The 25,913-nt window shown below is 67.5% G+C and carries 28 protein-coding genes; 16 read left to right on the plus strand and 12 right to left on the minus strand.

Going from position 1 to position 25,913, the window contains the following annotated elements:
- Positions 1–3: 3 nt before the first annotated feature.
- On the minus strand, positions 4–1,035 hold the full coding sequence (locus tag RJT68_RS12680) for an ABC transporter ATP-binding protein (protein ID WP_407036923.1): 1,032 nt from the start codon (positions 1,033–1,035) through the stop codon (positions 4–6).
- Between the two features lie 198 nt (positions 1,036–1,233).
- Here RJT68_RS12680 and RJT68_RS12685 point away from each other — a divergent pair, with 198 nt between their 5' ends.
- From RJT68_RS12685 to RJT68_RS12695, 3 genes are all read left to right on the plus strand, one after another.
- Positions 1,234–1,722, plus strand: coding sequence for a peroxiredoxin family protein (locus RJT68_RS12685; protein WP_407036924.1), 489 nt, complete (start codon positions 1,234–1,236; stop codon positions 1,720–1,722).
- Between the two features lie 206 nt (positions 1,723–1,928).
- Positions 1,929–2,612, plus strand: a complete 684-nt coding sequence (locus RJT68_RS12690) for a haloacid dehalogenase type II (protein ID WP_407036925.1) — start codon at positions 1,929–1,931, stop codon at positions 2,610–2,612.
- 110 nt (positions 2,613–2,722) lie between these two features.
- Positions 2,723–3,190, plus strand: a complete 468-nt coding sequence (locus tag RJT68_RS12695; RefSeq protein ID WP_407036926.1) for an SRPBCC family protein — start codon at positions 2,723–2,725, stop codon at positions 3,188–3,190.
- 68 nt (positions 3,191–3,258) lie between these two features.
- Here RJT68_RS12695 and RJT68_RS12700 read toward each other — a convergent pair whose 3' ends face one another.
- Both RJT68_RS12700 and RJT68_RS12705 read right to left on the minus strand, forming a co-directional pair.
- Complete coding sequence (locus RJT68_RS12700; protein ID WP_407040371.1) at positions 3,259–3,855, minus strand: flavin reductase family protein; 597 nt, start codon at positions 3,853–3,855, stop codon at positions 3,259–3,261.
- A gap of 65 nt (positions 3,856–3,920) precedes the next feature.
- A complete protein-coding gene (locus RJT68_RS12705) occupies positions 3,921–4,424 on the minus strand; it encodes a VOC family protein (RefSeq protein ID WP_407036927.1) in 504 nt (167 codons plus the stop codon).
- 147 nt (positions 4,425–4,571) lie between these two features.
- Between RJT68_RS12705 and RJT68_RS12710 the strand changes: the two genes are divergently transcribed.
- Complete coding sequence (locus tag RJT68_RS12710) at positions 4,572–4,943, plus strand: winged helix-turn-helix transcriptional regulator (RefSeq protein ID WP_407036928.1); 372 nt, start codon at positions 4,572–4,574, stop codon at positions 4,941–4,943.
- A 54-nt stretch (positions 4,944–4,997) separates the two neighbouring features.
- Here RJT68_RS12710 and RJT68_RS12715 read toward each other — a convergent pair whose 3' ends face one another.
- Together RJT68_RS12715 and RJT68_RS12720 are read right to left on the minus strand one after the other, a co-directional pair.
- Positions 4,998–5,444, minus strand: coding sequence for a UPF0179 family protein (locus RJT68_RS12715; RefSeq protein ID WP_407036929.1), 447 nt, complete (start codon positions 5,442–5,444; stop codon positions 4,998–5,000).
- A gap of 74 nt (positions 5,445–5,518) precedes the next feature.
- Entirely contained in the window at positions 5,519–5,992 is a 474-nt protein-coding gene (locus RJT68_RS12720; protein ID WP_407036930.1) for a DUF5820 family protein, read from the minus strand.
- A gap of 399 nt (positions 5,993–6,391) precedes the next feature.
- On the opposite strand from RJT68_RS12720, the gene RJT68_RS12725 reads away from it, so the two are divergent.
- From RJT68_RS12725 to RJT68_RS12755, 7 genes are all read left to right on the plus strand, one after another.
- On the plus strand, positions 6,392–6,622 hold the full coding sequence (locus RJT68_RS12725; RefSeq protein WP_407036931.1) for a hypothetical protein: 231 nt from the start codon (positions 6,392–6,394) through the stop codon (positions 6,620–6,622).
- On the plus strand, positions 6,619–8,691 hold the full coding sequence (locus RJT68_RS12730; RefSeq protein WP_407036932.1) for a PrkA family serine protein kinase: 2,073 nt from the start codon (positions 6,619–6,621) through the stop codon (positions 8,689–8,691). The genes RJT68_RS12725 and RJT68_RS12730 overlap by 4 nt, the downstream gene beginning before the upstream one ends.
- Positions 8,692–8,698: 7 nt before the next feature.
- Complete coding sequence (locus RJT68_RS12735) at positions 8,699–10,987, plus strand: PrkA family serine protein kinase (RefSeq protein ID WP_407036933.1); 2,289 nt, start codon at positions 8,699–8,701, stop codon at positions 10,985–10,987.
- 40 nt (positions 10,988–11,027) lie between these two features.
- On the plus strand, positions 11,028–12,350 hold the full coding sequence (locus tag RJT68_RS12740; protein WP_407036934.1) for a YeaH/YhbH family protein: 1,323 nt from the start codon (positions 11,028–11,030) through the stop codon (positions 12,348–12,350).
- Positions 12,351–12,364: 14 nt separating this feature from the next.
- Entirely contained in the window at positions 12,365–14,380 is a 2,016-nt protein-coding gene (locus tag RJT68_RS12745) for a SpoVR family protein (protein ID WP_407036935.1), read from the plus strand.
- Between the two features lie 189 nt (positions 14,381–14,569).
- Positions 14,570–15,847, plus strand: a complete 1,278-nt coding sequence (locus RJT68_RS12750) for a HEAT repeat domain-containing protein (RefSeq protein ID WP_407036936.1) — start codon at positions 14,570–14,572, stop codon at positions 15,845–15,847.
- A gap of 220 nt (positions 15,848–16,067) precedes the next feature.
- Positions 16,068–16,334: a hypothetical protein gene (locus RJT68_RS12755; protein WP_407036937.1), complete on the plus strand. Its 267-nt coding sequence runs from the start codon at positions 16,068–16,070 to the stop codon at positions 16,332–16,334.
- 71 nt (positions 16,335–16,405) lie between these two features.
- Here RJT68_RS12755 and RJT68_RS12760 read toward each other — a convergent pair whose 3' ends face one another.
- The 4 genes from RJT68_RS12760 to RJT68_RS12775 form a co-directional block, all read right to left on the minus strand.
- On the minus strand, positions 16,406–16,936 hold the full coding sequence (locus RJT68_RS12760; RefSeq protein WP_407036938.1) for a hypothetical protein: 531 nt from the start codon (positions 16,934–16,936) through the stop codon (positions 16,406–16,408).
- Positions 16,933–17,235 (minus strand): UPF0175 family protein, encoded by a 303-nt coding sequence (locus RJT68_RS12765; protein ID WP_407040372.1) that lies wholly within the window; start codon positions 17,233–17,235, stop codon positions 16,933–16,935. The genes RJT68_RS12760 and RJT68_RS12765 overlap by 4 nt, the downstream gene beginning before the upstream one ends.
- Before the next feature lie 82 nt (positions 17,236–17,317).
- Positions 17,318–18,142 carry an NAD(+)/NADH kinase gene (locus RJT68_RS12770; protein ID WP_407036939.1) on the minus strand — a complete coding sequence of 275 codons (825 nt, stop codon included), beginning with the start codon at positions 18,140–18,142 and terminating at the stop codon, positions 17,318–17,320.
- Between the two features lie 78 nt (positions 18,143–18,220).
- Positions 18,221–19,579 carry a M28 family peptidase gene (locus tag RJT68_RS12775; RefSeq protein WP_407036940.1) on the minus strand — a complete coding sequence of 453 codons (1,359 nt, stop codon included), beginning with the start codon at positions 19,577–19,579 and terminating at the stop codon, positions 18,221–18,223.
- A gap of 141 nt (positions 19,580–19,720) precedes the next feature.
- Between RJT68_RS12775 and RJT68_RS12780 the strand changes: the two genes are divergently transcribed.
- The 3 genes from RJT68_RS12780 (at position 19,721) to RJT68_RS12790 (ending at position 21,598) form a co-directional block, all read left to right on the plus strand.
- Positions 19,721–20,785, plus strand: a complete 1,065-nt coding sequence (locus RJT68_RS12780; protein ID WP_407036941.1) for a polyprenyl synthetase family protein — start codon at positions 19,721–19,723, stop codon at positions 20,783–20,785.
- A 97-nt stretch (positions 20,786–20,882) separates the two neighbouring features.
- Entirely contained in the window at positions 20,883–21,341 is a 459-nt protein-coding gene (locus RJT68_RS12785) for a DUF7541 family protein (protein ID WP_407036942.1), read from the plus strand.
- Positions 21,338–21,598 (plus strand): DUF6684 family protein, encoded by a 261-nt coding sequence (locus RJT68_RS12790; RefSeq protein WP_407036943.1) that lies wholly within the window; start codon positions 21,338–21,340, stop codon positions 21,596–21,598. Before RJT68_RS12785 ends, RJT68_RS12790 begins: the two co-directional genes overlap by 4 nt.
- Positions 21,599–21,613: 15 nt before the next feature.
- Here the strand turns inward: RJT68_RS12790 and RJT68_RS12795 are convergent, their stop codons facing one another.
- Complete coding sequence (locus RJT68_RS12795) at positions 21,614–22,153, minus strand: CBS domain-containing protein (RefSeq protein ID WP_407036944.1); 540 nt, start codon at positions 22,151–22,153, stop codon at positions 21,614–21,616.
- Between the two features lie 89 nt (positions 22,154–22,242).
- A complete protein-coding gene (locus RJT68_RS12800) occupies positions 22,243–22,596 on the minus strand; it encodes a DUF555 domain-containing protein (RefSeq protein WP_407036945.1) in 354 nt (117 codons plus the stop codon).
- Between the two features lie 326 nt (positions 22,597–22,922).
- Between RJT68_RS12800 and RJT68_RS12805 the strand changes: the two genes are divergently transcribed.
- Both RJT68_RS12805 and psmB read left to right on the plus strand, forming a co-directional pair.
- Positions 22,923–23,102 carry a hypothetical protein gene (locus RJT68_RS12805; protein WP_407036946.1) on the plus strand — a complete coding sequence of 60 codons (180 nt, stop codon included), beginning with the start codon at positions 22,923–22,925 and terminating at the stop codon, positions 23,100–23,102.
- A 271-nt stretch (positions 23,103–23,373) separates the two neighbouring features.
- Positions 23,374–24,105, plus strand: coding sequence for an archaeal proteasome endopeptidase complex subunit beta (gene psmB / locus RJT68_RS12810; RefSeq protein ID WP_407036947.1), 732 nt, complete (start codon positions 23,374–23,376; stop codon positions 24,103–24,105).
- A 368-nt stretch (positions 24,106–24,473) separates the two neighbouring features.
- Here the strand turns inward: psmB and RJT68_RS12815 are convergent, their stop codons facing one another.
- A complete protein-coding gene (locus RJT68_RS12815; protein WP_407036948.1) occupies positions 24,474–25,616 on the minus strand; it encodes a Gfo/Idh/MocA family protein in 1,143 nt (380 codons plus the stop codon).
- Positions 25,617–25,913 lie beyond the last annotated feature (297 nt).

Consider the following 25,913-nt stretch of genomic DNA (forward strand, 5'->3'; position numbering starts at 1 on the left):
CGTTCACGCCCTCGCCTCCCGCTCCCGCTCTCGATCGGCGTCGGCCTCCTCTCCTCGATCCTCACGTCGATCCTCGCGTCGATCCTCGCCGTCCTCGAACCGACGCCGGCGTTCGCTCCCGCTGTCGGCCCGCGCGACGTCGAGGAAGATCTCCTCGAGCGTCGGCGCGTGGGTCTGGATGTCCGCGATCCGACCGCCCTCCGCCTCGACAGCTTCGCGGACGGCCTCGACGGCGTCCATGTCGGAGACGGCGTACGTGACGCGCCCGTTCTCGCGGGAGACGGCGATATCGCCGAGGTCGACGTCGCCGTCAGCTTCCAGGCGAGCGGTGGCGTCGGCGGTCGCCGAGACGCGGTACTCGGTTCCGCCGTGGTCGTCGCGGATCTCCTCCATCGTCCCGCGGGCGACGATCCGACCGTCGTTCATGATCACGAGTCGATCGCAGACGCTCTCGACGTGGAAGAGGTTGTGCGCGCTGAAGACGATCGTCTTTCCCTCCTCGCTCAGTTCGCGCGTGAACTCGATGATGTAGTTCGTCGTGAGGGGGTCGAGCCCGGACGCCGGTTCGTCGAAGACGAGCAGGTCGGGGTCGTTGACCAGCGCCCGCGCGATCGCCACCTTGCGTTTCATCCCCTTCGACATGTTGCCGATCCGCCGGTCGCGGTGCTCGAGGTCGAGTCGGTCGAGCGTCTCGTCGATCCGTTCGCTCGCGACGTCGCGCGGAACCTCGTAGAGGTCGGCGAAGAACTCGAGGTAGCCGGTGGCCGTCATCTCCTCGTACAGCGGGGACTCCTCGGGGAGGAAGCCGAGTCGGCGCTGCATCTCGGGATCGCCGGGGGCGTGCCCGACGACGCTCGCCGTGCCGCCGGTCGGTTCGATGAGTCCGGCGAGCATCTTCAGCGTCGTCGTCTTCCCGGCGCCGTTGGGGCCGACGACGCCGAACACCTCGCCGCGGTCGATCGAGAACGAACTGCCCTCGACGGCGACGAAGTCGCCGTACTCCTTGCGGAGGTCCGTCACTTCGAGTATCGCCATGGCGGTTACTACCGCGAGAGAAGGAGCATCCGTAGTAAAACCTAGCGGCCGATGAGAGTCACGACCGCCGACCGCTCCGGCGCGTTCGAGGGAGTCGACGGAACCGGTTGGCGTCGGTCGACGCGAGTCGGTCGACCAGCGCGACGGGGATCGATAGTAGGCCGCAGGTATTTCAGTCGGCGTCCGATCACTGCGCCCATGGGATTAGAAGGCGAGCGAGCGCCCGACTTCGAGCTACCGAGCACCGGCGGCGAACCGGTCTCGCTCTCCGACCGACTCGAGACCGGCCCCGCGGTCGTGATCGTCAACCGCGGCCACTGGTGTTCGTTCTGCGCCGAACAGCTCCAGACGTTCAGCGAGGTCTCCTACGACCTCTGGTTCCACGAGAAGGTCGACGTGCTGCCGGTGGTGACCGACCCCCTCGAGCGCGTCACGGAGATGCGCGACCGCTACGACCTCGAGATCCAGTTGCTGGCCGATCCGGACGGCGAGGTCGCCGAGCAGTACGGCGGCACCGAGGAGACGAGCCACGGCCTCACGGGCATCGCCGCCGTCTACGTCGTCGACGAGGAGGGGACCATCCGGTACGAGCAGGTCGCGGACAACCCCGCCGATCGCACGTACGGAAACTTCGTCCGGTACTACATCCGCAACGACTACGAGGATCCGTTCGGCGGCGGCGAGTAATCGCCGGACGACTCTTAGACTCGGACCCGCTCGCCGCCTCGAGTCGCGTCCCGCGACGAGAGATCGGACGCGGCGTGGTGACGGGAACGTCGCCGGCGATCAGCGGGGACGGGAACGTCGCCGGCGATCAGCGGGGACGGGAACGTCGCCGGCGATCCGATCGATCGCGGGAGACCTTTTACGCCTCGAGCGGATGGTTCCGTCGGATGACGTTCGATCCGGAGCGCGTTTCGACGGTCACGTTCGACTCGTACAGCACCATCGTCGACGTCGACGCGGCCGAGCGGGCCCTCGCCGACCGCGTCGAGGAGGCGGCGTCGGTGTCGACCTTGTGGCGGATGCGGTCGCTCGAATACACCCTCGTCGCGAACCACCTCGACGCCTACCAGCCGTTCTTCGAGATGAACCGCGACGCCCTTCGGTACGCGCTGGAGGCCCACGGCGTCGACCTCCCGTCGAGCGAGCGCGATGAGATTCTCGCGGTCTACCACGAACTGGACGTGTTCGACGACGTCCGAGAGGGGATCGAGCGCCTCCGAGACGGGGGCTACGACTGCTACGTCGTCTCGAACGGCGACCCCGAGATGCTCGCGTCGATGGTCGACCACGCCGGCATCGCGGACCTCCTCGAGGACGCGATCAGCGCGGACGAGGTGGAGACGTTCAAGCCGGACGCCGAACTGTACCGGCACGCGGCCGCGCGGACGGGGACGCCGATCGACCGGATCGTCCACGTCTCGGCCGGCTGGTACGACGTCCTGGGCGCGAAACACGCGGGGATGCAGGGCGCGTGGATCGACCGCAAGGGGACGCCGTGGCAGCCCTTCGGCGGCGAACCGGACCTGACGGTCGACTCCGTGTTCGACCTCGCGGAGGCGCTCGAGGGTTGAGGGTGAGGATCGAAGGCTGAGACGACCGACGAGTGACCGGCACTCGGCGGTCGTACCGCCGCCCGGTGATCGGCGTGAGAACCATCTTTTGCCGACGCGTAGTCCCCGCTATGACCCAGGTACGGCCCGTCCGAACGCCGAGCGGGCGGCGACTCGAGGTCTCGCACGTCGTCGCGGCCGCTTCCGAGGACGCGTGGGACGCCATCGTCGACACGCACCGCTGGCCCGACTGGAGTCCGTTGATCGAGGGCGTCGAGTCGTCCGAGCGACGACTCGAGGCGGGAACGGTCGGTCGGATTCTGGTCGAACCCTCGTTCGCGTCGGGCTCCGTTCGGCTCCCGTTTCCCCGCACGAGCGTCTGGCTCCCGTTCGAGATCACGGACTGCTCGGAGCGAAACCGACGCTGGTCGTGGACCGTGGCCGGGTTGCCCGGGGCGGACCACCGCGTCGACCACCTCGCAGGCGGACGAACGCGCTGTCGGATCGCCTTCGAGCTACCACCCGCGGCGGTCGGCTACGTCCCGATCTGTCTGCGGGCGCTCGAGCGGCTCGAGGACCTGCTGACGGACGCCGACTGACACCCGCGTCCGAAGCCGGGGCGTCGACCGACGGCCGTCGACCGCGACCGACGCCGGACGCCGACGGCTCAAGGCGGGCGCTCGAGCGAGAACCGGTCGTCGACGTGCGCGTACCAGCTGCCGGCGAGGCGGCCGACGGCGTCGACGTCCTGTACGTCGACCTTCCCGCTCTCCGGATCGACGATGGACTCGTCGAGGTGGACGTACTGCACGTCGCCGAGGACGAGCGTCGAGCCGCCGACGTCGATCAGCTCGCGGAGGGTGCACTCGAAGGCGGCCTTCGCGCCCCCGACCCGCGGCGGGGCGACGGTGGTCGACTCGACGCGCCCGATGCCTGCCCGGTCGAACTCGCTCTCCTCCGCCGGGAGAGTCGCCGCGGTCTCGTTCATCGCCTCGACGAGGTCCTCGGTGACGAGGTTGACGACGAACTCGCCGGTCTCGCGGGCGTTCCGCGGGGTGTCCTTCAGCCCGTCGGGGCCGTCGACCGGGGCGAACAGCACGACCGGCGGATCGACCGAGGCGACGGTGAAGAAGCTGTACGGCGCGAGGTTGTCCACGCCCGCCTCGCTCCGGGTGCTCACCCACGCGATGGGGCGCGGGATCACGACGCTCGAGAGGACGCGGTAGAGCGACCCCTCGAGTTCTTCGACGTCGATTTCGACGATCTCGGGGTCGGTGGCGTCGCTCGCCGATTCCGCTCGGTCCGGGTCCGTCCGGGTCGTCTCGTCGCTCACCGCGATCCCCCCTCGTCCTCGTTCCTGCCGCCCGCCTCGGGAGGCTCGATGAACTCGCTGCCGGGCACCGCCTCGTCGACTCCGAAGCCGGGACCCGCCGTCGCGAGTTCGATCGTCAGCCCGTCCGGGTCGCTGAAGTAGATGCTCTCGAAGTAGGTGCGGTCTCGGACGTCCGAGACGCGAACGCCGCGGTCTTCCAGGTGCTCGCGCCACTCGAGGAGCGCCTCCTCGTCCTCGACGCCCATCGCGAAGTGGCGGCTGGCGCCCGGGCCGGGGTGGCCGCTCGAGTCGGGGTACTCGAAGTAGGTGATCGTCGTGCCCGGTTCGCCCTCCGGCGTGGACGAGAAGTAATAGTGCGGCGTACCCGGGTCGTCGTAATTCTCGGTCATCTCGACGGTGTGGAAATCGAGCACCTCCTCGTAGAACTCCTTCGTGCGCTCCATGTCGGTGCAGATGTTCGTCACGTGGTGCAAGCCGGTGGTGGGTGGTGCTTCTGACATAGTGGATCGGGGTCTCGTCGGGCTTCGTCGCCGTCCGGGACCGGACCAGACCGTGCTGCGGACGGCGGCCGAACTAACTTCGTGTTACCAGGTACGAATCCGAACCGCTATAGCCTTTCGAGACGTGGACGTCGGTAGGTGCCACCGATGTCATCCCCCCAGCCCCGCTCCGAGACGCGGACGACCGACGCCGAGGAGAAGAACGCCGCCGCCTGCCCGGTGATCGAGTCGCTCGAGCAGATCGGCTCGCAGTGGCGACTGGCCGTCCTCCACGAACTGCTCGGGGGCGAGCAGCGGTTCAACGAACTCAAGCGCTCGACCGGCGCGAACGCCCGCACCCTCTCACGGGTGCTCGACGACCTGGGCGAGATGGGCTTCGTCGACCGGCGCATCGAGGAGGACTCGCCGATCGCCACCTACTACAGCCTCACCGAGAAGGGCGAGTCCCTGGAACCGGTGTTCGACGAGATCGAGTGCTGGGCGAGTTCGTGGCTCGAGGGCTGCGATCTCGAGGAGTAGGCGCGAAATCGGATCCGTAACGATCGGAAGACGAATTCGAAACGGCGACCGCCGTCACTCCGTCGGCTCGAGTTCGACCAACTGCAGCGAGCGATCGAGGTGGCAGATGTCGTGCGGCGGGTCGCCGACGATCCGTTGGATTCGCCGCTCCTCGTCGAAGTCGACGCCGTCAGGGACGCAGTACTCGTGGCTCGGGCACTCGACGTGGGGACACGGCCCCATGAGACCGGCTTTGCTGCCGGCGTAGGCGCCTTTCTTCCTGATGTTGGCCTTCACGGGGACGGGTTCGACTTCGACGGCGCGCACCCCGCCGTCGTGCATGGCGCACTCGAGGGTCTGGGCGTTCTCGCGGATCGAGGTGACGCGGTACTTCGTCCCCTCCGAGAGGTTCAGACACTGACTCCGGTAGGGACAGCCCGCGCAGGCGTCGGCCTCGCCGTGGTAGACGAACTCGGTCCCCGGTTCGGCCAGGCGGGTTCCGAGGAGGGTGACGGTCGACATGGGGAAACGTACTCGAGGGAGCGGGTTAAGCCTCACGTCCCGGGACGGGCGTCGACGTCCGAGCCGGTCCGGTGTCATCGCTCCTCGCCGCGTTCGTCACCCCGTCCCGTCAGTTCGTCGAGTTTGTCGAAGTAGTCCTCCCGCGGCACCTGGTACATCCCGCGGTAGTCGATCTCGCCGTCGTCGAAGCGGCGGGCGAGGTCGAGCACGCACTCGAGTGCTTCTCCGCGCGTGGGGAACCGGTTGGTCTCCCGGAGGTGGACGTCGGGCTCGAGGTAGAGGGTGACGTGCCAGTCGCGGTCGGTCGTGTTGGGGTTGGTCCCCGGGCGACGGGTGCGGGCGCCGTGAGTCAGGTAGAGGGTGGGGAGACACGCCGCGGGGAACGCGTCGGCGTCGAAGACGTCCGGCCGGTAGGCGAGCACGAGGCGGCCGTCGGCGCCCTCGTTCCAGACGGTCCAGTTCTCGGGGAGCCGCGAACGGTCGAGCGCCGCCGGTCCGGCGTCCGAACGGTCGGGTTCCGGAGGTGACGGCTCGGGACGGTCGGTCATACCCCCGATAGGGGTGGCGCCCCTAAATCCCCGTCGTCGGCCGTCGGGGTGGCGACCGCGCTCCCCCGACTCGAGTTGGATGCTATCATATACCCAGCGAACGCGCGCGACCTCGCTGGGCGGGCGCCCCGGGGCTTGCAGGCCGCGAATTTATGCCGGCCATCCCCAAACACGCGCCCTGCCAGCGTATGACTCAATACGATTCTGTCAGCACGCGGTCGAAAAAAGCTCCTGATATATATTTTTTGGAGTTAAGGCTAAGTAGCTGGATTACTCACTCATTAAATACTATCGGTATCCGTCCGCCGGACCGATCCACTCCGCGCCCGTCCCCGGCGCGCACCGTCGCACGACCGTCGAACAGGTCGTCGCGCACCGGCGAGTGGTGATAGCTCACACATGACACGGCAAACCGACGCCGCCCGTGCGGTCCCGCGCTCTTCGAGCCACCCCGCCTCGAGGAGCCGATGCCAGTCGGTTCGACGCGGATCGGCGGATTCCGACGCTTCGACGGCGAGGGACCACCTCGCGGTCGACGAGGGGGCGACCGGGGCCGGCGCGGACGTGATCGACCGCGGTCGCGTCCACCGACCGAACAGGGGGAACTCACAACTGGCAATGATAGCATGACCGGTGATATCGAGACGCTCGAGAAGCTGAGTACAGATTACAAAGAATCGATGCCCGCCGACTTGCGGGAGACGAAGCCCTTCAGCTGGTACCTCGAAGAGGCCTACGAGGACCCGCTCATCGCCCGCAACGCCCACCAGCGCGTGGCGGACATGTTCGACTACTACGGGACGACCTACGACGAGACCGAGGGGGTCGTCGAGTACCGACTGGCCTCCGAGGATCCGCTGGGCGACGGCGAGAACACCTTCTACGGGAAGGTGATCCACCAGTCGATCCACGAGTTCGTCAACAAGGTGAAATCCGGCGCCCGCCGACTCGGGCCCGAGCGTCGTATCAAGCTCCTGCTCGGCCCCGTCGGCTCCGGGAAGTCCCACTTCGACAAGCAGGTTCGACGCTACTTCGAGGACTACACGCTCCGCGAGGAGGGGCGGATGTACACCTTCCGCTGGACCAACCTCTGCGACGTCATCAAGGACCAGGATCCGGCCGACGACACGGTCCGCTCCCCGATGAACCAGGACCCGCTCGTCCTCCTGCCCCTCGAGCAGCGCCAGCGGGTGCTCGACGACCTGAACGAGCGGCTCGACGCGCCGTACACGATCCAGAACGAGCAGGCGCTCGACCCCGAGAGCGAGTTCTACATGGACAAGCTGCTCGCCTACTACGACGACGATCTCAAGCAGGTCCTCGAGAACCACGTCGAGATCATCCGCCTCGTCGCGGACGAGAACAAGCGACAGGCCCTCGAAACGTTCGAGCCCAAGGACAAGAAGAACCAGGACGAGACCGAGTTGACGGGCGACGTCAACTACTCGAAGATCGCCATCTACGGCGAGTCCGACCCGCGCGCGTTCGACTACTCCGGCGCCTTCTGTAACGCCAACCGCGGCATCTTCTCCGGCGAGGAGCTGCTGAAGCTCCAGCGGGAGTTCCTCTACGACTTCCTCCACGCCACCCAGGAGCAGACGATCAAGCCCAAGAACAACCCCCGGATCGACATCGACCAGGTGATCGTCGGCCGGACGAACATGCCGGAGTACAAGGACAAGAAGGGCGACGAGAAGATGGAGGCGTTCAACGACCGCACCAAGCGGATCGACTTCCCGTACGTCCTCTCCTACGAGGACGAGGCCCAGATCTACGAGAAGATGCTCCGAAACGCCGACGTCCCCGACATCAACGTCGAGCCGCACACGCTCGAGATGGCGGGCCTGTTCGGCGTCCTCACCCGGATCGAGGAGCCCGACACGGAGACGGTCGACCTCCTCTCGAAGGCGAAGGCATACAACGGCGAGATCGACGAGGGCGACGACCTGGACGTGAAGAAGCTCCGCGAGGAGGCCGCGGCCAAAGCCGAGATCGGCGAGGGCATGGTCGGCGTCTCGCCGCGCTTCATCGGCGACGAGATCGCCGAGGCGATCATGGACTCGAAACACCGCAGCCGCGGCTTCCTCTCCCCGCTGACGGTGTTCAACTTCTTCGAGGAGAACCTGGAACACCACGGGTCGATCCCCGAGGAGAACTTCGAAACCTACTACCGCTACCTCGAGACGGTGCGCGAGGAGTACCGCGAGCGCGCCATCGAGGACGTCCGCCACGCGCTGGCCTACGACATCGACGAGATCCAGCGCCAGGGCGAGAAGTACATGGACCACGTGATGGCCTACATCGACGACGACACGATCGAGGACGAACTCACCGGCCGCGAGCAGGAGCCCGACGAGACGTTCCTGCGCAGCGTCGAGGAGAAACTCGACGTGCCGGAGGACCGCAAGGACGACTTCCGCCAGGAGGTGTCCAACTGGGTCAGCCGGCGCGCCCGCGAGGGCACCACGTTCAACCCGCAGGACAACGAGCGCCTGCGCCGCGCCCTGGAACGCAAGCTCTGGGAGGACAAGAAGCACAACATCAACTTCTCCGCGCTGGTGAGCGCGAACGAGTTCGACGACGACGAGCGCTCCGCGTGGATCGACGCCCTGATGGAGCAGGGCTACTCCGAGGAGGGCGCCAAGGAAGTGCTCGAGTTCGCCGGCGCGGAGGTGGCGAAGGCCGAGATCGAGGACTGAGATGGTCATGGACCGAGGCAACGAGTACGTCCGCGACGCCGACCGGACCCTCGAGGAGACCTACGAGGAGCCGATGAGCCTCGGGGAGTACGTCGACCGGATCTTCGAGAACCCGACGACGGCCTCCCACGCCTCGAAGTACTTGCTCGAGGCGATCGAAGCCGCCGGCACCCGGACCGTCGTGGAGGAGGGCGAGGAGAATGAGCGCTACCGCTTCTTCGACGACCCCCACAACGACGGCGAGCACGCCATCCTCGGCAACACCGAGGTGCTCAACGGGTTCGTCGACGACCTGCGGTCGATCGCGGCGGGCCGCGCGAAGGACGAGAAGATCATCTGGTTCGAGGGCCCGACGGCGACCGGCAAGTCGGAGCTCAAGCGGTGTCTGGTCAACGGCCTCCGGGAGTACTCGAAGACGCCCGAGGGGCGACGGTACACCGTCGAGTGGAACGTCAACACGGCGAGCGCCGACTCTCGCGGACTGAGCTACGGGGGCGACCCGACCGCGTCCGACGACGAACACTGGTACGAGAGTCCCGTGCAGGCCCACCCCCTGTCGGTGTTCCCGGACGACGTCCGCGAGTCGCTGCTCGCCGAACTGAACGGGACGCTCGAGGACCACATCCCGATCCGCGTCGACGCCAGGCTCGACCCGTTCTCCCGGGAGGCCTACGAGTACCTCGAGGAGACCTACCGTCGACAGGGCGAGGACCGGATGTTCTCGGCGATCGCGGACGAGAACCACCTCCGGGTGAAAAACTACGTCGTCGACGTGGGTCAGGGCGTCGGCGTCCTCCACTCGGAGGACGACGGTCGCCCCAAGGAGCGCCTCGTCGGCTCCTGGATGCACGGCATGCTCCAGGAACTCGACTCGCGCGGGCGCAAGAACCCGCAGGCGTTCAGCTACGACGGCGTCCTCTCGCAGGGCAACGGCGTCCTCACCATCGTCGAGGACGCCGCCCAGCACGCCGACCTGCTCCAGAAGCTGCTGAACGTCCCCGACGAGCAGTCGGTGAAGCTGGACAAGGGCATCGGGATGGACGTCGACACGCAGATGCTCATCATCTCGAACCCCGACCTCGAGGCCCAGCTCAACCAGCACGCCGACAGAAACGGCATGGATCCTCTAAAGGCGCTCAAACGCCGACTCGACAAGCACCAGTTCGGCTACCTGACCAACCTCTCGCTCGAGACGGAGCTCATCCGCCGCGAGCTGACGAACGAGACGGAGGTCTGGGAGGCCGACGAGTACGAGGAACTCGAGGCGCGCATCCGCGAGCCGGTGACGGTGTCGCTGAAGGACCGTCACGGCGAGACGAAAGAGCGGGAGTTCGCCCCGCACGCCATCGAGGCGGCGGCGCTGTACGCGGTCGTGACCCGGCTGGACGAAGAGAACCTCCCCAACGGGCTCGACCTCGTGGACAAGGCCCTGATCTACGACCAGGGCTACCTCCAGGAGGGCGACACCCGCCGCGAGAAGGAGGAGTTCGACTTCGACGGCGAGGCCCACGACGGCGAACACGGCATCCCCGTCACCTACACGCGCGACACGCTCGCCGACCTGCTCCAGGCCGACCGCGACCGACATCACCCCGACCTGCCGGTGGAGGACGTCGTCATGCCGCGGGACGTGCTGAACGCCATGGCTGACGGCCTCGCCTCCGCGCCGGTGTTCTCGACGGGCGAGCGCTCGGAGTTCGAGAACCGGATCGTGCCCGTGAAGAACTACGTCTTCGACCGACAGGAGAGCGACGTCATCGAGGCGATCATGCACGACAAGCGCGTCGACGAGGAGACCGTCGCCGAGTACGTCGAACACGTCTACGCGTGGGAGACCGAGGAGCCGCTGTACAACGACCGCGGGGAGCAGGTCGAGCCCGACCCGCTGAAGATGAAGCTGTTCGAGATCGAACACCTCGGGCGCTTCTCGGAGGCGGAGTACCAGGGTAACGAGCCCCGCGAGAGCGTCAAAGGATTCCGCCGGGAGAAGGTGATCACGGCGCTGAACCGCCACGCCTGGGAGCACCGCGACGAGGACTTCGCCGTCGAGGACGTCGACCTGACGGCCATCCCCGTCATCAAGACCGTCCTCGAGAGCCACGACTGGGACGACGTCGAGCGGACCTTCGAGGACTTCGACCCCCGCCAGTGGGACGACCCGCCGAGCGGGACCGAGACCGAGGCCGTCAAGGAGCGGACGATCGAGACGATGGTCGACCGCTTCGACTACTCGGAGGCCTCGGCCGAACTGACCAGCAGACACGTCATGGGACAGGTGAGCTACCGATGGGACTGACCACGACAAGTGCGACAGACGCGACCAGCGAGGGTCGACCATGGGACTGAAAGACGACCTCGAGCGATTCCGCGAAGTGGGGGAAGAGCGCCGCGAGGACCTGGCGGACTTCATCCAGTACGGCGACCTGGGGCAGAGCCGCCCCGGGGAGATCAAGATCCCCGTCAAGATCGTCTCCCTGCCGGAGTTCAAGTACGACCGGCGCGACCAGGGCGGGGTCGGCCAGGGCCAGGGCGGGACGCCGGACGTCGGCCAGCCCGTCGGCCAGCCCCAGCCGCAACCGGGCGACGGCGACGAAGACGGCGAACCCGGCGAGGAGGGCGGCGAGCACGAGTACTACGAGATGGACCCCGAGGAGTTCGCCCAGGAACTCGACGAGGAACTCGGTCTCGACTTAGAGCCCAAGGGTAAGCGGGTGATCGAGGAGAAGGAGGGTCCGTTCACCGACCTCACGCGCTCGGGTCCCGACAGCACGCTCGACTTCGAGCGGATGTTCAAGGAGGGACTCAAGCGCAAGCTCGCGATGGACTTCGACGAGGAGTTCCTCCGCGAGCTCTGCAAGGTCGAGGGCATCACCCCTCGAGAGGTCTTCGAGTGGGCCCGCGGCGAGAACCTCCCCGTCTCGATGGCCTGGGTCGAGGAGGCCCACGACGAGGTCTCCGACGAGCGCGGGAAGTGGTCCTCGATCGAGGAGGTCGAGGAGAACGTCGAGCGCGAGTCCGTCCAGCAGAAGATCCGCCGGGAGGGGATCAAGCACGTCCCCTTCCGCCGGGAGGACGAGCGCTACCGCTACCCCGAGATCATCGAGGAGAAGGAGAAGAACGTCGTCGTGGTCAACATCCGCGACGTCTCCGGGTCGATGCGCGAGAAGAAGCGCGAACTCGTCGAGCGAACCTTCACGCCGCTGGACTGGTACCTCCAGGGCAAGTACGACAACGCCGAGTTCGTCTACATCGCCCACGACGCCGACGCCTGGCGGGTCGAGCGCGAGGAGTTCTTCGGCATCCGCAGCGGCGGCGGGACCAAGATCTCGAGCGCCTACGAACTCGCGAAGGAGCTGCTCGAGGAGTACCCCTGGAGCGACTGGAACCGGTACGTCTTCGCCGCGGGCGACTCCGAGAACTCGAGCAACGACACCGAAGAGCGCGTGATCCCGCTGATGGAGGAGATCGACGCCAACCTCCACGCCTACGTCGAGACCCAGCCCAGCGGCAACGCGATCAACGCCACCCACGCGGAGGAACTCGAGCGCCACTTCGGCGTCGATTCCGACGACGTGGCGGTGGCGTACGTGAACAAGGAAGCGGACGTGACCGACGCGATCTACGAGATCCTCTCCACGGAGGGCGAGACCGATGAGTAACATCGGGGATACCCATGAGTAACATAGACAGATTCCGCAAACAGGCGATCGCCTCCGAGCTGGAAGAACCGGTCGAAGAGGCCAGGAACCTGGCCGAGAAGCTGGGCCTCGAGCCGTACCCCGTCAAGTACTGGATCATCGACTACGACGAGATGAACGAGCTCATCGCCTACGGGGGCTTCCAGAGCCGGTACCCCCACTGGCGGTGGGGCATGCAGTACGACCGCCAGCAGAAGCAGGGCCAGTACGGCGGCGGGAAGGCCTTCGAGATCGTCAACAACGACAACCCGTCCCACGCCTTCCTCCAGGAGTCGAACACGGTCGCCGACCAGAAGGCGGTCATCACCCACGTCGAGGCCCACGCCGATTTCTTCTCGAACAACGAGTGGTTCGGCCTCTTCACCCGCGGGCGGTCCGACGACGATCAGGTGAACGCCGCGGCCATGCTCGAGCGCCACGCCCGGGCGATCGACGGCTACATGTCCGATCCGGAGATCGAGCGCGCCGAGGTCGAGAAGTGGATCGACAACGCGCTCACCCTCGAGGACAACATCGACCAGCACAGGGTGTTCGAGCGCCGGCTCGACATCGAGGGCGATCCGCGGGAGATCGACGGCGACCTCGCCGAGAAGCTCGACGAGCTCGGCCTCTCCGAGGAGGTCAAAGGCGAGGTGTTCGACGACGAGTGGCTCGAGCAACTCGAGGCCGACGACGGCCCGACGAGCTTCCCCGAGGAGCCCCAGAAGGACCTGCTGGCGTTCGTCCGCGAGTTCGGCAAGCAGTACGACGAGGAGACCGGTCGGGCCGTGGAGATGGAGGAGTGGCAGCGCGACGTGCTCGACATGATGCGGTCGGAGGCGTACTACTTCGCCGCCCAGAAGATGACGAAGGTGATGAACGAGGGCTGGGCCGCCTACTGGGAGTCGACGATGATGACCGACGAGGCGTTCGCCGGCGACGACGAGTTCCTCAACTACGCCGACCACATGGCGAGGGTGCTCGCCTCCCCCGGGCTCAATCCCTACAGCCTCGGCATGGAGCTGTGGGAGTACGTCGAAAACACGACGAACCGGCGCGAAGTGCTCGAGCACCTGCTCCGCGTCGAGGGGGTCACCTGGCGCAACCTCACCGACGTCGTCGACGTCGACGAGGTCCTCGCACATCTCGAGCCGCCAGAAGCCATCGACACGATCACGTCGGGGACGCTCGACGCCCTTAAGGAGGTGCCCGAGGAGTGGATCGACCGCGAGGCGCTCGAGGCCGCCCGCGAGGGCGAGATCGACGTCGATCGGTACCCCTGGAAGGTGTTGACGTTCGAGGGGCTGGCTCGGCGCCACTACTCGCTGGTCAAACGCCAGAACCGCGGGTTCCTCTCGCGGGTGAACCAGAACGAACTCGAGCGGATCGGTCGCTACCTGTTCGACGACGCCCGCTACGAGACGGTCGAGGAAGCCCTCGAGGACGTCGACTTCGCGGCGGGCTGGAACCGGATGTTCGACATCCGCGAGAGCCACAACGACGTGACGTTCCTGGACGAGTTCCTCACCCAGGAGTTCATCACCGAGAACGACTACTTCACCTACGAGCACTCCCGGGCGACGGGGCAGTTCCACGTCTCGAGCACCGACGCCGAGGACGTGAAGAAGAAGCTGCTGTTGCAGTTCACCAACTTCGGGAAGCCGACGATCGCCGTCTACGACGGGAACTACAACAACGCGAACGAGTTGCTGCTGGGCCACCAGTACAACGGCGTCATGCTCGACGTCGGGCAGGCCCGGGAGGTCCTGAAGCGGATCTTCGAACTCTGGGGTCGGCCGGTCAATCTGCTCACGATCGTCAAGGAGGCCGACGACCACGACATCGAGGTCGCTCGCCGGCGCAACCGCGAGCCGGAACCCGAAGAGCGGGGCAAACTCATCCGGTACGACGGCGGCGAGGTCACGATCGAGGACGTCCCGTGGGAGGAGGTCGAACACCTCGACGCGGACGACGTCGACTACGACACGAAGCCCGACGACTGGCTCGCCTGATCGCCGCGAATCCGGCGGCTCGAACGCGGTTGGCCTTTTCGAGGTCGGGCGCATGGACGACCCGATAGTCGACGCCCGACGGTCGTCGAAACCGAACGTGCCCGGTCGTTCTCGACGACAGAACGCCAGTTCGCCTCGGTTCTGAACGATCGCAACCCTTTTAGCTCAGTACGATACGAGAGGGGTACGATGGACCGAAACGGGGGGGAGACGGTCGAGCGACGGGATTTCGACTCCTCGAACCTCGACCTGCCCTCGATGCTCGCGCGCCTCGACGACGGGGACCTCGAGACGCTGCGAAGCGCCGTCACGGCGATCCGATCCGCGGTCGACGACGATCCCGAGCCGTACCTGCCGACGGTGCCGAAACTCCGGTCGTTGCTCGAGGCGGGACCGCTCGCCCTCGACGCCGACGACCCCCCGCGCGGAGACGGTGCGGACGACGTCGACGAGTCGGGAGACAGCGAAGCGAACGACGTCACGGAGACGGACGATGACGAAGCGCCCGCCGTTACCGAGACGGACGACGAGACCGACGCCGACCTCACCGCGTCGGACGATGCCGGCGGCGCAGGCGAGGCGGCCGAGACGGACGAATCGGACGACGGTACCGAAGGTATCACTCGGGCCGCGATCGAAGACCTGCAACTCGATATCGCGTACTGCCTCGCGAAACTCGCGGTCGAGTCGCCCGACGACGTCGCCCCCTCCGCGGAGGTGATCGTCTCGGTCGTCGCGGACGCGCCCGACCACCCCGCGCGGACGGACCTCCTGCGCTGTCTGGCCGCCGTCGCGGCCGAGCGGCCCGACGCGGTCGTCGACCGCGTCGACGAGGTCGTCGCGCTCCTCGAGTCGCTGGACGGCCACGACCGGTGGGGGATCGCGCTCCTCGCGCGCCTCTCGGCGGAGTACCCGACGGCGATCGAGCCCGCGATCCCCCTGCTCGCGGGGGCGGTCGAGGAGGACGCCGAGGCCGCGGGCGTTCCGGCGCTTCGGGCCCTCGGTCGGCTCGTCCGGGCCGACGTCGCGAAGCCCCACGCGGTCGTCCCCGTCGCCGCCGACGCGCTCGAGGACGACCGCTCGTTCGAGAACACGACGCTGCACGCCACCGCTCTCGGCTGTCTCAGCGACGCCGCCGAGACCGCGCCGGCGGTCGTACGCCCGCGCTGTCCGACGATCGTCGCGGCGCTCGACGGCGAGGACCCGAACGCGCGGGCGACGGCCGCGGTCACCCTCGCCCGCGTCGCGGCCGGCGTCGACGACCCCGCGGCGGCGATCGAACCCGGCCGAAGCCGTCTCCTCGAGTTGCTCGAGGACGACCGCGCGGTCGTGCGGGCGAACGCTTGCGTGGCCCTCGGCTACGGCGAGGTCGACGACGCCGTCGGCCGACTCGAGGACCTCTCGAGGGTCGATCCGGACCCGAACGTGCGAGAGCGGGCGGCGTGGGCCGTCGATCGGCTCCGGTGAGCGATCGTCCGTCGAAGGAATGCGGACGACTTCGTCGACGGATACGGGAGATGCGGGCGCGGGAACGCCGCTCGGTGACGAAGGCCGAATCCCCCGAACGGAGCGGCGGCGAAACCCGTTCTGACGCGCACCAGCCAACGATCTCGACCGGCCGAGGTCACTCGGCATCGCAAGCCCAAGCCCTTTTCAGAGAGGTCCGGTAGCCCCGAGCGGGATCACGATGTCCGACAACGAATCCGCGGACGACCGGGACGTAAACCGGAAAGACGAACACGGGCGCGACGTCGAACTCGCGAAGGAGAAGAGCGAGGAGGAACGGGAGGCCGAGGAGGAGGAACTCGCGGAGGAACAGGAGGAAGCCCGGCGCGAGCGGGAGGAAGCGGAGCGGAAGCAGGACATCGAAGAGCGGACGGTCGAACGGGAGAGCGACGCCCTCGAGAACGCGAACCCGGACCACCACCGGGACGAGGAGCCGTACAACAGCTGATCGAGTCGAGCCTCGTTCGGGGTGTGCGATCGCGTTCGGCACGGCGAACGTTCAGTTTGTCACGGACGGCGTCACTCGACCGCGTCCGTCGCGGCGGCGTCGACGAGTTCGTCCGCTTTCGCCCGGAGTTCGGCCGTCATGTGGAGTCCGTGCTCGTCGACGCGGCGTACCATCCCCTTGGCCTCGTCGGCGGGAAGCCCCGCCTCGACCGCCGTGACGATCGCGCCGATCGTTCCGGTCACCGTCGCGCCGAGGCCTCGGGCGACCGTCCGCACGCGTCTGTCGTCGGACACGACCCCGACGGGTTCGTCGGCGGTCACGTACGACAGCACCGCGGCGATCAGGCGGACGTCTCCGTTCGATTCGGATTCGCCGAGGATTTTCCGCGCGCGATCGTCGTACCGTAACTCGGGCTCGGGAGTCGATTTCACCCCGTCGCGTTCGAGGAATCGATCGACGGTGGCACGCGCGGGTTCGGTCGTCACCTCGTCCCGGACCGTCGGAAGGACGACGATCGGCCCCTCGAGCGACGCGAGCACCTCGAGTTCGCCGATCGTCCCGAGCGCGATGAGCGTCGTCGCGTCCGCGTAGGTGTCGGTCATAACTCCCGCGCGCCGTCGACGTCCGCCTCGAGGTCGTCCGGCGAGAGCTGGGTCGTAAGATTCCGCTCGCGGGCGATCTCGAGCCACTCGGCCACGCTCACTCCCGCGATCCTGGCCGCCTGGTTCACCGACGCGTCGCCGGTCTGGTACAGTTCGATGGCGCGCCGTATTCGGAGGTCGACGAGCCCTTCCCGGAGGGCCTTTCGAATAACGGTGCTCTTGTCCTCCTCCAGTAATTCGGCGACTTCGTTCAGGGCGGTTTCGTCCTCGTCGGGGATGCGGGCGCTGATCGAGGGCATGTATACGTCGTAGTACGATGTAGTACACAATGAGTCTTCCGCGCCGTCGAGTCCGATCTCGTCCACGACGACCACTCGAGCGCTACTCCTCGCGGATTTCGGGAACGACGAGCGTGCGAAGCGTATCCGCGACCACGATCGACACCCGCGATCCCGGCGGGAGCGGCGTGCTCGTCCGGCCGTCGACCACCAGGCAGACCGCGCTCTCGTCCCGAACGATCGAGATCGAGAGGTCGTCGTCGGGGAGTACCCACTGGGACTGGTCCCGGTCGGTGACGAACGGCGCGATCGGAACGACCGTCAGGCCGTCGACCGCCGGCGAGAGCCTGGGTGCGCCCACGGCGTTCGCGTAGCCCTCGCTGCCCGCCGCGGTCGCGACGACGACGCCGTCGGCGCGAAACCGGCCGACGCGCTCGCCCCGGCTCGAGACGGCGTACTCCGAGATCTTCGCCGGTTCCTCGGTGACGAGCGTCGCGTCGAACAGCGCCCGCTCGCCCGCGAGGTCGGTCCCCCCGGCGTCGACGCCGAGGACCGACAGCTCCCGGATCCGCGCGTCCGCTCCGTCGGCGAAAATACGGTCGAGCGCCGCCCGCACCGACGCGAGCGGGACGTCGACGATCCCGGGCCCGGCGTCGATCGCGAGGACCGGCGTGTCGGCGCCCGCTCGAGCCGTCGCCGAGAGCGAGCGGTCGCCGACGGCGAGCAGCAGCGACGGGTCCGACTCGAGGACGTCCGGGACGGAGCCGACGACAGGCTCCGACGCGACGGCGTCGGCGGCGTCGACGGCGTCGACGGCGTCGGCGACCGCGGACTCGGTGGCGTCGTTCCCGCGCGCGGCGTCGCCGTCGCGCTCGCGGACGACGCCGACGACCGGGTCGTCCCCAACCGTCCACTCGTCGGTCACCATACCCCCAGTTTCGTCGTTCCGTTCAAAAGCGTGTGGGTCCGACCCGCCGGAGGGCGACGGCGTCCCGACCCGACCGTCTCACTCGTCGTACGGCCAGTCGCCCGTGATCTTCATCCCCTCGGCGAGGTCCTGGGCCTCGAGGTCGGCCCGGATCTCGTCGGGCGAGCGGCGCTCGACGGAGACGTCCTCGTGGGCGAGGTGGACGACGAGGTCCGTCAGGAAGATCGCCTGCTCCCGGAGGTCGCGCTTCTCGAGTTTGTCGATCGTGTCGGCCTCGGTGTGACCCCAACCCCGCCCCACCTCGTCCGAGGTGCTCGCCACGTGGTAGCCGGGGACGCCCCACTGCACGTACGGCCAGTGGTCGCTGTGAGGGCTCAGGTTCGGGTTGGTCTCCGCCGGGTGGTCGTACCGATCCGCTACCGCCGAGACGGCCGCCTCGAGGTCGTCGAAGCCGTGGGTGTAAAACGCGAGCGTCCGGTTCGCGACGACGCCGTCGTTGTTGACGATCGCCTCGATCGTCCCGCGGTCGGTCCGCTCGGCGTGGCGACTCGAGCCGACGAGGCCGACCTCCTCGGCGCCGTAGACGACGAACTCCACGCGCGTTTCGAGATCTTCTTCCCTGGTTGCCAGGGCGTTGGCGAGTTCGACCACCATCGCCGTCCCCGCGCCGTTGTCCATCGCTCCCTCGGCGACGTCGTGGGCGTCGACGTGGCTCGTCACGAGCACGCGCTCGTCGGTCTCCGGTCCGAGTTCGGCGCGGACGTTCTGGCTCTCGGCGTCCCCGATCACCGCATCGACCGCGAGTTCGACCTCCTCGCCGTCGAACCGGCGGGCGAGGCGCGCGCCGACCTCGCTCGAGACGCCCACTGCGGGAATCTCGCCGATCGGATCCTCGTCGGTGCCGACGCTCCCGGTCGGCGGTAGCTGTCCGGGAACGTGGTTGCGATAGACGAACCCGGCGGCGCCGGCCTCGACCGCGTGGTAGTACTTCTCCCGGCGATGGACGTACCGCTCGGCGTAGTCGGGCACGTCGCTTCGGACCAGCACGATCTTCCCCTCGAGGGTGCCGTCGTCCGCGCCCGCGTTCGCCCCCTCGAACTCCTCAGGAAGGCCGTATCCGAGGTCGACCAGTTCGCCCGACACGCGTTCGCCGGGGCTCCGCGGGAGCGCGATGCACCGGAGATCGACGGCCGTTCCGTCGGCGCTCGCGACGAGTTGGCTCCCGCCGCGCGTCCAGCCCTGGATCTCGAAGGGATCGAGTCGGGCGTTCCGCGCGCCCGCCTCGGCGAGGGCGTCGCGGGTCAGTTCCGCTCCCCGGCGTTCGCCTTCGCTGCCGGCCATGCGATTCCCGATATCGACGAGGCCCTCGAGGTGCGTCCAGCCGACGTCGCTCGTGTAAACGTCGCCGATCCACGCCGTCCGTTCCGTCCGGCTCATGCGACGAGTGTAGTCGCTCGAGGGGGTAACTGTTCGGGAACCGGCGTCGCGGTTCGGGTTCGTCGACGCGACTGCCGCTCGGACGAGTCCGTCGCGACCGGAGTGCAATCTATTTACCGTCGCTCTGTCTCGGGGACGAGTATGCGGGAGACGCTTGCCGACTGGCGGCCGGCGATCGACGACGCGATCGCCGACCTCCTCCCACGAGACGTCGACGCCGAGTACCTCGAGTCCTTCTTCGGCGAACCCACCTACGAGTACGATACGGAGGGGATCCAGCGAGCGCTGTCCGACCCGCTGTGGGAGCTCCTGGACCGGGGCGGGAAACGCTGGCGGGCGGTCCTCTTCCTCGTCATCATCGAAGCGCTCGGGGAGGACCCCGAGGAGTACCTCCCGTACGCGTGCATCCCGGAGATCCTCCACAACGGGACGATCGTCGTCGACGACGTCGAGGACGAGGCCGAGTTGCGCCGGGGCGGTCCCGCCTTGCACCACGTCTACGGCGAGGACGTCGCCCTCAACGCGGGCAACGCGATGTACTTCCTCCCGCTGAAGGTCGTCACGCACGATCCGGCGAACCTCCCGGCCGAGCGCCGACTCGCCGTCTACGAGATGCTGATGCACGAACTCAACCGAACCCACCTCGGACAGGGGATGGACATACGCTGGCACAACGAGCGAGGGATCCGCGTCTCCCCCGAGCAGTACCTCGAGATGTGCGCGTGCAAGACCGGCTGTCTCGGCCGGATCGTCGCCCGCCTCGCCGCCATCATCGCCGACCAGCCGCCGGAGGTCGAGGAGTCGCTCGCCACGTACGCGGAACTCACGGCCGTCGCTTTCCAGATCGGCGACGACATCCTCGACGTCGAGCACTCGCTGGGTCGCGCCGGCGAGTTCGGCAAGGCTTTCGGCAACGACGTCCGCGAGGGGAAGAAGACGCTCCTCGTCATCCACGCCATCGACGAGAGCGATCCCGACGACGCCCGCCGCCTCCGGGAGCTCCTCGAGGCCGAGACGAACACCGACGAGGAGGTCCTCGAGGCGCTCTCGATCATCGACGCCGCCGGCAGCATCGACTACGCACGCGAGCGGGCCCTCGCCCTCTCCGCGGAGGCCCGTGCCCGACTCGATCGGCTCGACCTCGAGCCCGACGCGGCGGCGAAACTGCGCGAGTTCTCGTCGTTCGTCGTCGAACGCGACGTATAGGGCTCAGAATCGACGACACGCGCGTCGGTTTCGGTGACTATCACGCGGTCGGATCGGTTGGACCAGGACTTTGTTTCCCGCCGTCATACCGGAGAGCATGATCGATCGCTCGGACGAGACGGACGCCGCGACGGCGAACTCGAACCGGACGACGTCCGCTCGCCCCCGCGCCGCGGAGCGGACGAGTCCGTGGCCGATCCTCGTCGCGCTCGGATTCGCCCTCTCGGAGGCCGGCGTCTTCTTCGGACTCTTTCCGGTCGCCGTCGTCGGCCTCGTCCTGCTGGCCGGGAGCGTCGCGGGCATCCTCGCCGAGTCGGACCACGTCGCCCGCCCCGCGCGACTCGTCGTCGGCGTCGGGGCCGGGTTCGTCGCCGTGGGGGCGTTCCTGTACACCGTCGGCACCGGGACGATCCCGCTCGAGGCGGCGGACGGACTGGTCGGTCTCTCGAGTCGGGGGCTCGCGATCGCGACCGCCGGCGCGCTCACGGCGGTCGGGGGCGCCGGTCTCCGCGAGCGAATTCGAGCGTGGGCGTCCGGAGGGGTCGACGACCGATGAGTCGGAGCACCTTCGACACCGAGTTCTCGCTCGACCTGGTGGTCAACCTCGTCCCGCTGTCGATCCTGCTGTTCTTCGTCGGCCTGTTCGCGGTGTACAACCCCTGGGGGGTCGACCCCCTGCAGTCGACGGTGCAGTTCGCCATCCTCGCGTCGGTGATCGCCGCGCTCGTGATCGTCACGTACGCGGCCGCCCGCGCGATCGAAGCCGACGAGCGGCGACCCGAGGACGAGCGTCCGGAGGACACGGGCGGGTGACCCGGCCGTTCGGGATCAGGAGAGCCGAGAGGCGAGGTCCGCCTCCGTGATGATCCCCACCGTCTCGCCGGCCTCGGTGATCATCACCGCCTTGTAGTGCTCGAGGAGGTTGCTGATCTCGTCGAGGGTGGCGTCCTTCGAGACGGTCGGGAAGCTCTCGCTCATGTGTCCCTCGACGGCTTCGTCGCGAGCGTCCGAGTCGAGGTGAACGAGGTCGCCCTGGCTGATCGAACCCACGGGGATCCCGCTCTGAATCACGGCCAACTGCGAGTAGGCTTCCTCCTCCATCTTTCGGGCGGCCTCGCTGACCGGGTCGTCCGGCGAGACGGAGACGACCGCCTCGTTCATGAGGTCCTCCGCGCGGATGACGTCGCTCTCGGCCTCCTCGAGGGCGTTGACGATCCGCCGCAGCGTCGAGAGTCGCGGGTCGACGTCACCGCCCTCGATCCGGGCGATCAGCGGCTGGGAGACGTCCGCCTTGTCGGCGAGTTCGCTCTGGGTCAGCCCGAGGTCGGTTCGGCGCTGACGCAGGTCCGCGGGCGTCGGCAGTTCCATACGACTACATAACCACGGGTTATAGAAAGGTGTTTGGGTACGGTTCGCGCGGTCGGCTCCGCGGCGCGCGGAGGCGCTCGAGGGACGGCTCAGTCGTCCTCCGGGACCTCGAAGACCTCGACGACCGACAGCGGGACGTCCCGGAGCGCGCCGCCGACTTCGCTCTTTGCGATGCGCGAGGCGTGCTCCTCGCCGTCGGCGTTGAAGACCTCCATCTCGAGGGCGAGGCCGACGAGCGCGGTGTCGGCGGCGATGAACGCCGAGTCGAACGGCTCGCCGCAGGCCGGACAGCCGGTCGCGCCGACCTCGACTTCGACGTACTCCATGTTCTTGCTGTTGAGTCGCTTCCCCGCCTCGCTGACCGCGACGCCGATGGCGTCGTCGATCTCTTCGACGTCGCGGACGAGCCAGGCGGCTTCCATCGCGACGAGGTAATTGCCCATACCTCGTGGTCGGTCCGGGGGGATTCCCCTCTTACGATTCTCTTCTCCGTCTCGTCGCCGATCGCCCCGTGCGCCGTGGCGGTGCGCGCCGGCGCGCGAGGGGTGCGGACGTGAGCCGGATAATGGTCGTAACTTACGAGAAACGATCGGGTCGATTTCCGCCGGGATAGCCAAATCGCGCCTCGAGTGCGTCTCAACTTGCGCCCGTGAAAAGAACACTTGAATCGCACGACGGCGCCGACCCGGTAGGTAACGTTCTATCATTATGAATTGTCCGCCGCAAGAAACCTTATATACCACCGGCTGCTGAGCCCCGACTGACGCTGATGAAATCCCGCGTGCACCACGCGACGCTGTTCGCACTGTACCAGCTGAGCATTGTGATCGGTATCGTCGCAATGCCGCTCGCAATCGCCGCCCACCAGGTCGGGTTCAGCCTCCCGATCCACCGGCTGATCACGAACGTCGGTGACGCGTACGAGAACGCACAGCAGACCATGGACTAATCCGACGACCGCGAACCGCCGTTTCTCGCGAAACAAAACCGATCAGTCGCTTCGCCGTCAGAACGCACGACGCGCCGGTTCGGAGATTCTTCCGGCGCTGTCCCCGTCCGTCGCCTGCGAGTAGCGTCGATCGTCGACGCCATCGTCGGTAGCGGTCGCCGAACGCCACGACCCGGCTGCCCTCGTCGGGTCCGCCCCTCGGGCTGACGGTAGCGGAAACCGCGGCGGTGAACGCCGATGTTTTATACGGTTCCGACCGTAAGCATCGTCAATGCGAACGCCCAACTTCGACTCGGACTTCTCCCGAACGACCGACCGATTGGCGACCGACTCGAACCCGTACGAGCCCGAACTCGGCTCGCTCCCGAACAACGACGTCTCGCGGGCCGACCTCCAGAACGTCAACAAGACGGGGACGACGACCATCGGTCTCACGACCGCGGAGGGCGTCGTCATCGCGACGGACATGCGCGCCAGCCTCGGCGGCCGGTTCGTCTCCAACAAGAACGTTCAGAAGGTCGAGCAGATCCACCCCACCGGCGCGCTGACGATGGTCGGCAGCGTCGGCGGCGCCCAGTCGTTCATCTCGAGCCTGCGCGCCGAGGTGAACCTCTACGAGGCGCGACGGGGCGAAAACATGTCCATCGACGCGCTCGCGACGCTCGCCGGGAACTTCGCCCGCGGCGGCCCGTTCTTCGCCATCCACCCCATCCTCGGCGGCGTCGACGAGGAGGGCAGCCACGTCTACAGCATCGACCCCGCCGGCGGCGTCATGGAGGACGACTACACCGTCACCGGCTCCGGGATGCAACTCGCCTACGGGCACCTCGAGCAGTCCTACGAGGAGGGCCTCTCGAACGAGGAGGCGATGACCATCGCCGCCCGCGGCATCAAGTCCGCCGTCGAGCGCGACACCGGCTCCGGCAACGGCGTCTTCCTCTGTGAGATCACCGACGAGGACGTCGAGATCCACGGCCACAACGACTTCGACGACGTCCTCTGATCGGCCGGATCGGGGAACCGACCCCCTCGAGTCCGTACCGCCGGTTCGTTCCGGTCGGCGGTTCGCGACGACGAACGTGCGTGCGAGACGGACGAACCTCTTTTCGCGATCGATACCGCCGGCGAGACGGCGAACGAGGACGGGTCGAGGTCTCGAGCGACCGCGTTCGGTCGTCGCTCCTCGCGTCGTCGATCGTCCCCGACGACGGGTGAGGGACGTCGAACGGCGAGCGTCACGGTTCAGGAGACAGTCGGCACGCGACCGGTCGGTGTCGTAACGAGCGACGAAAGCGGTGGGCTCGATGCGACGGGTCCCGAGCACCTGAAGAGAACGAAACGAACGGATTCGCGCGAATCGGACTCGGTCGATCAGTCGAGGCGGGAGCGAATCTCCCGTCCCCGCACGGGACGGCGCGCGCCGTCCTCGAAGGACGGGATCGTCGGTCGGTAGGCGCGACCCTCCTCGCTCGAGCGGTAGATCGCGTCGATGACGTGCTGGACGATCAGGGCCTCCTCGACGGTGTTCGTCGTCGGCTCCGTCCCGGCGACGATCGCCTCGAGGAACGCCTCGTCCTGCTCGCGGTAGCCGGTCATCGACTCGTCGCCCGTGAGCGTGGCGTCGGCGTAGTGATCGCAGCCGGCGGTGCCCGCCTCGAGGATCCTGAGTTTCGTGTCGCCGACGTCGAAGTGGGCGCCGGCCTCGGTGCCGCGGACGATGAAGTCCATGCTCTCGACGCGGTTCGTCGCCCACGCGGCCTCGAGGGAGATGGTGCGGTTGTCCGCACACCGGATGAACGCGCTCACGGAGTCGTCGACCTCGTAGGTGTCGGCCTCGGCGTTCCAGTTGGCACCGAACCCGTCGGGGTCGGCGACCTCCTCCTTCTCGCCGAACGTCTTCCGTGCGACGCCGGAAACCTCGACGATCTCCGGGAAGTCGAGGGCGTAGAGGGCGAGGTCGAGGGCGTGGACGCCGATGTCGAGCAGCGCGCCGCCGCCGGCGAGTTCCGGGTTCGTGAACCACGACCCGGGGCCGGGGACGCCGCGTCGACGGACGTAGTTGGCCTCGACGTGGGTGAGGTCGCCGAAGCGGCCTCGCGTGCGGTACTCGTCGAAGAGGGCCATCGACGCCGCGTGGCGGTTGTGGAAGCCAACCATGCAGATGCCGTCGGATCGCGCCGCCGCGTCGGCGATCCGCCGGGCGCTCTCGAGCGAGTGGGCCAGCGGCTTCTCGACGAGGACGTGTCTGTCGGCCTCGAGGGCGGCGACCGTGATCGGCTCGTGGAACCGGTTGGGCGTGGTCACGATCACCGCGTCCACGTCGTCGTCGACGACGAGGTCGTCGTGGGTCTCGTACGTGCGCGCGTCGAACGCGTCCGCGAAGCGCGTTCGCTGATCCTCGACCGGATCGGCCCCGGCGACGACGTCCGCGCCAAGCGACTCGAGGTTGCGCGCGTGGAGGGACCCCATCCCGCCGAGTCCGACGACGCCGACGCCGATTCCGGCGCCGCTCATCTGAAAACCCCCGATTTCTCGTCGGAGGCGGTGCCTACGGAGGGGCAAACGTCGGGTTTCGACGCGGCCGAAGTGGAGAGAGCGGAGGGAGTCGAACCGGTTGCGGAGCGAGCGACGAGCGTCAGTTGTACACGGTGCCAGGAGTCCATAGACGGTAAGGGGAGTGCGATCGAAATAAGGTTTGTGACCAATTAATCTATACGGCCGTCCGGTAATTCATTATTTTCTCCACATTGCTCATCTGATTCCCGCCAACAATTAAAATAAACTGAAAGTTAGAACGCCGTCGAGCGCGGC

The organism is Halovalidus salilacus (genome assembly GCF_031852275.1).
GTDB lineage: Archaea > Halobacteriota > Halobacteria > Halobacteriales > Natrialbaceae > Halovalidus > Halovalidus salilacus.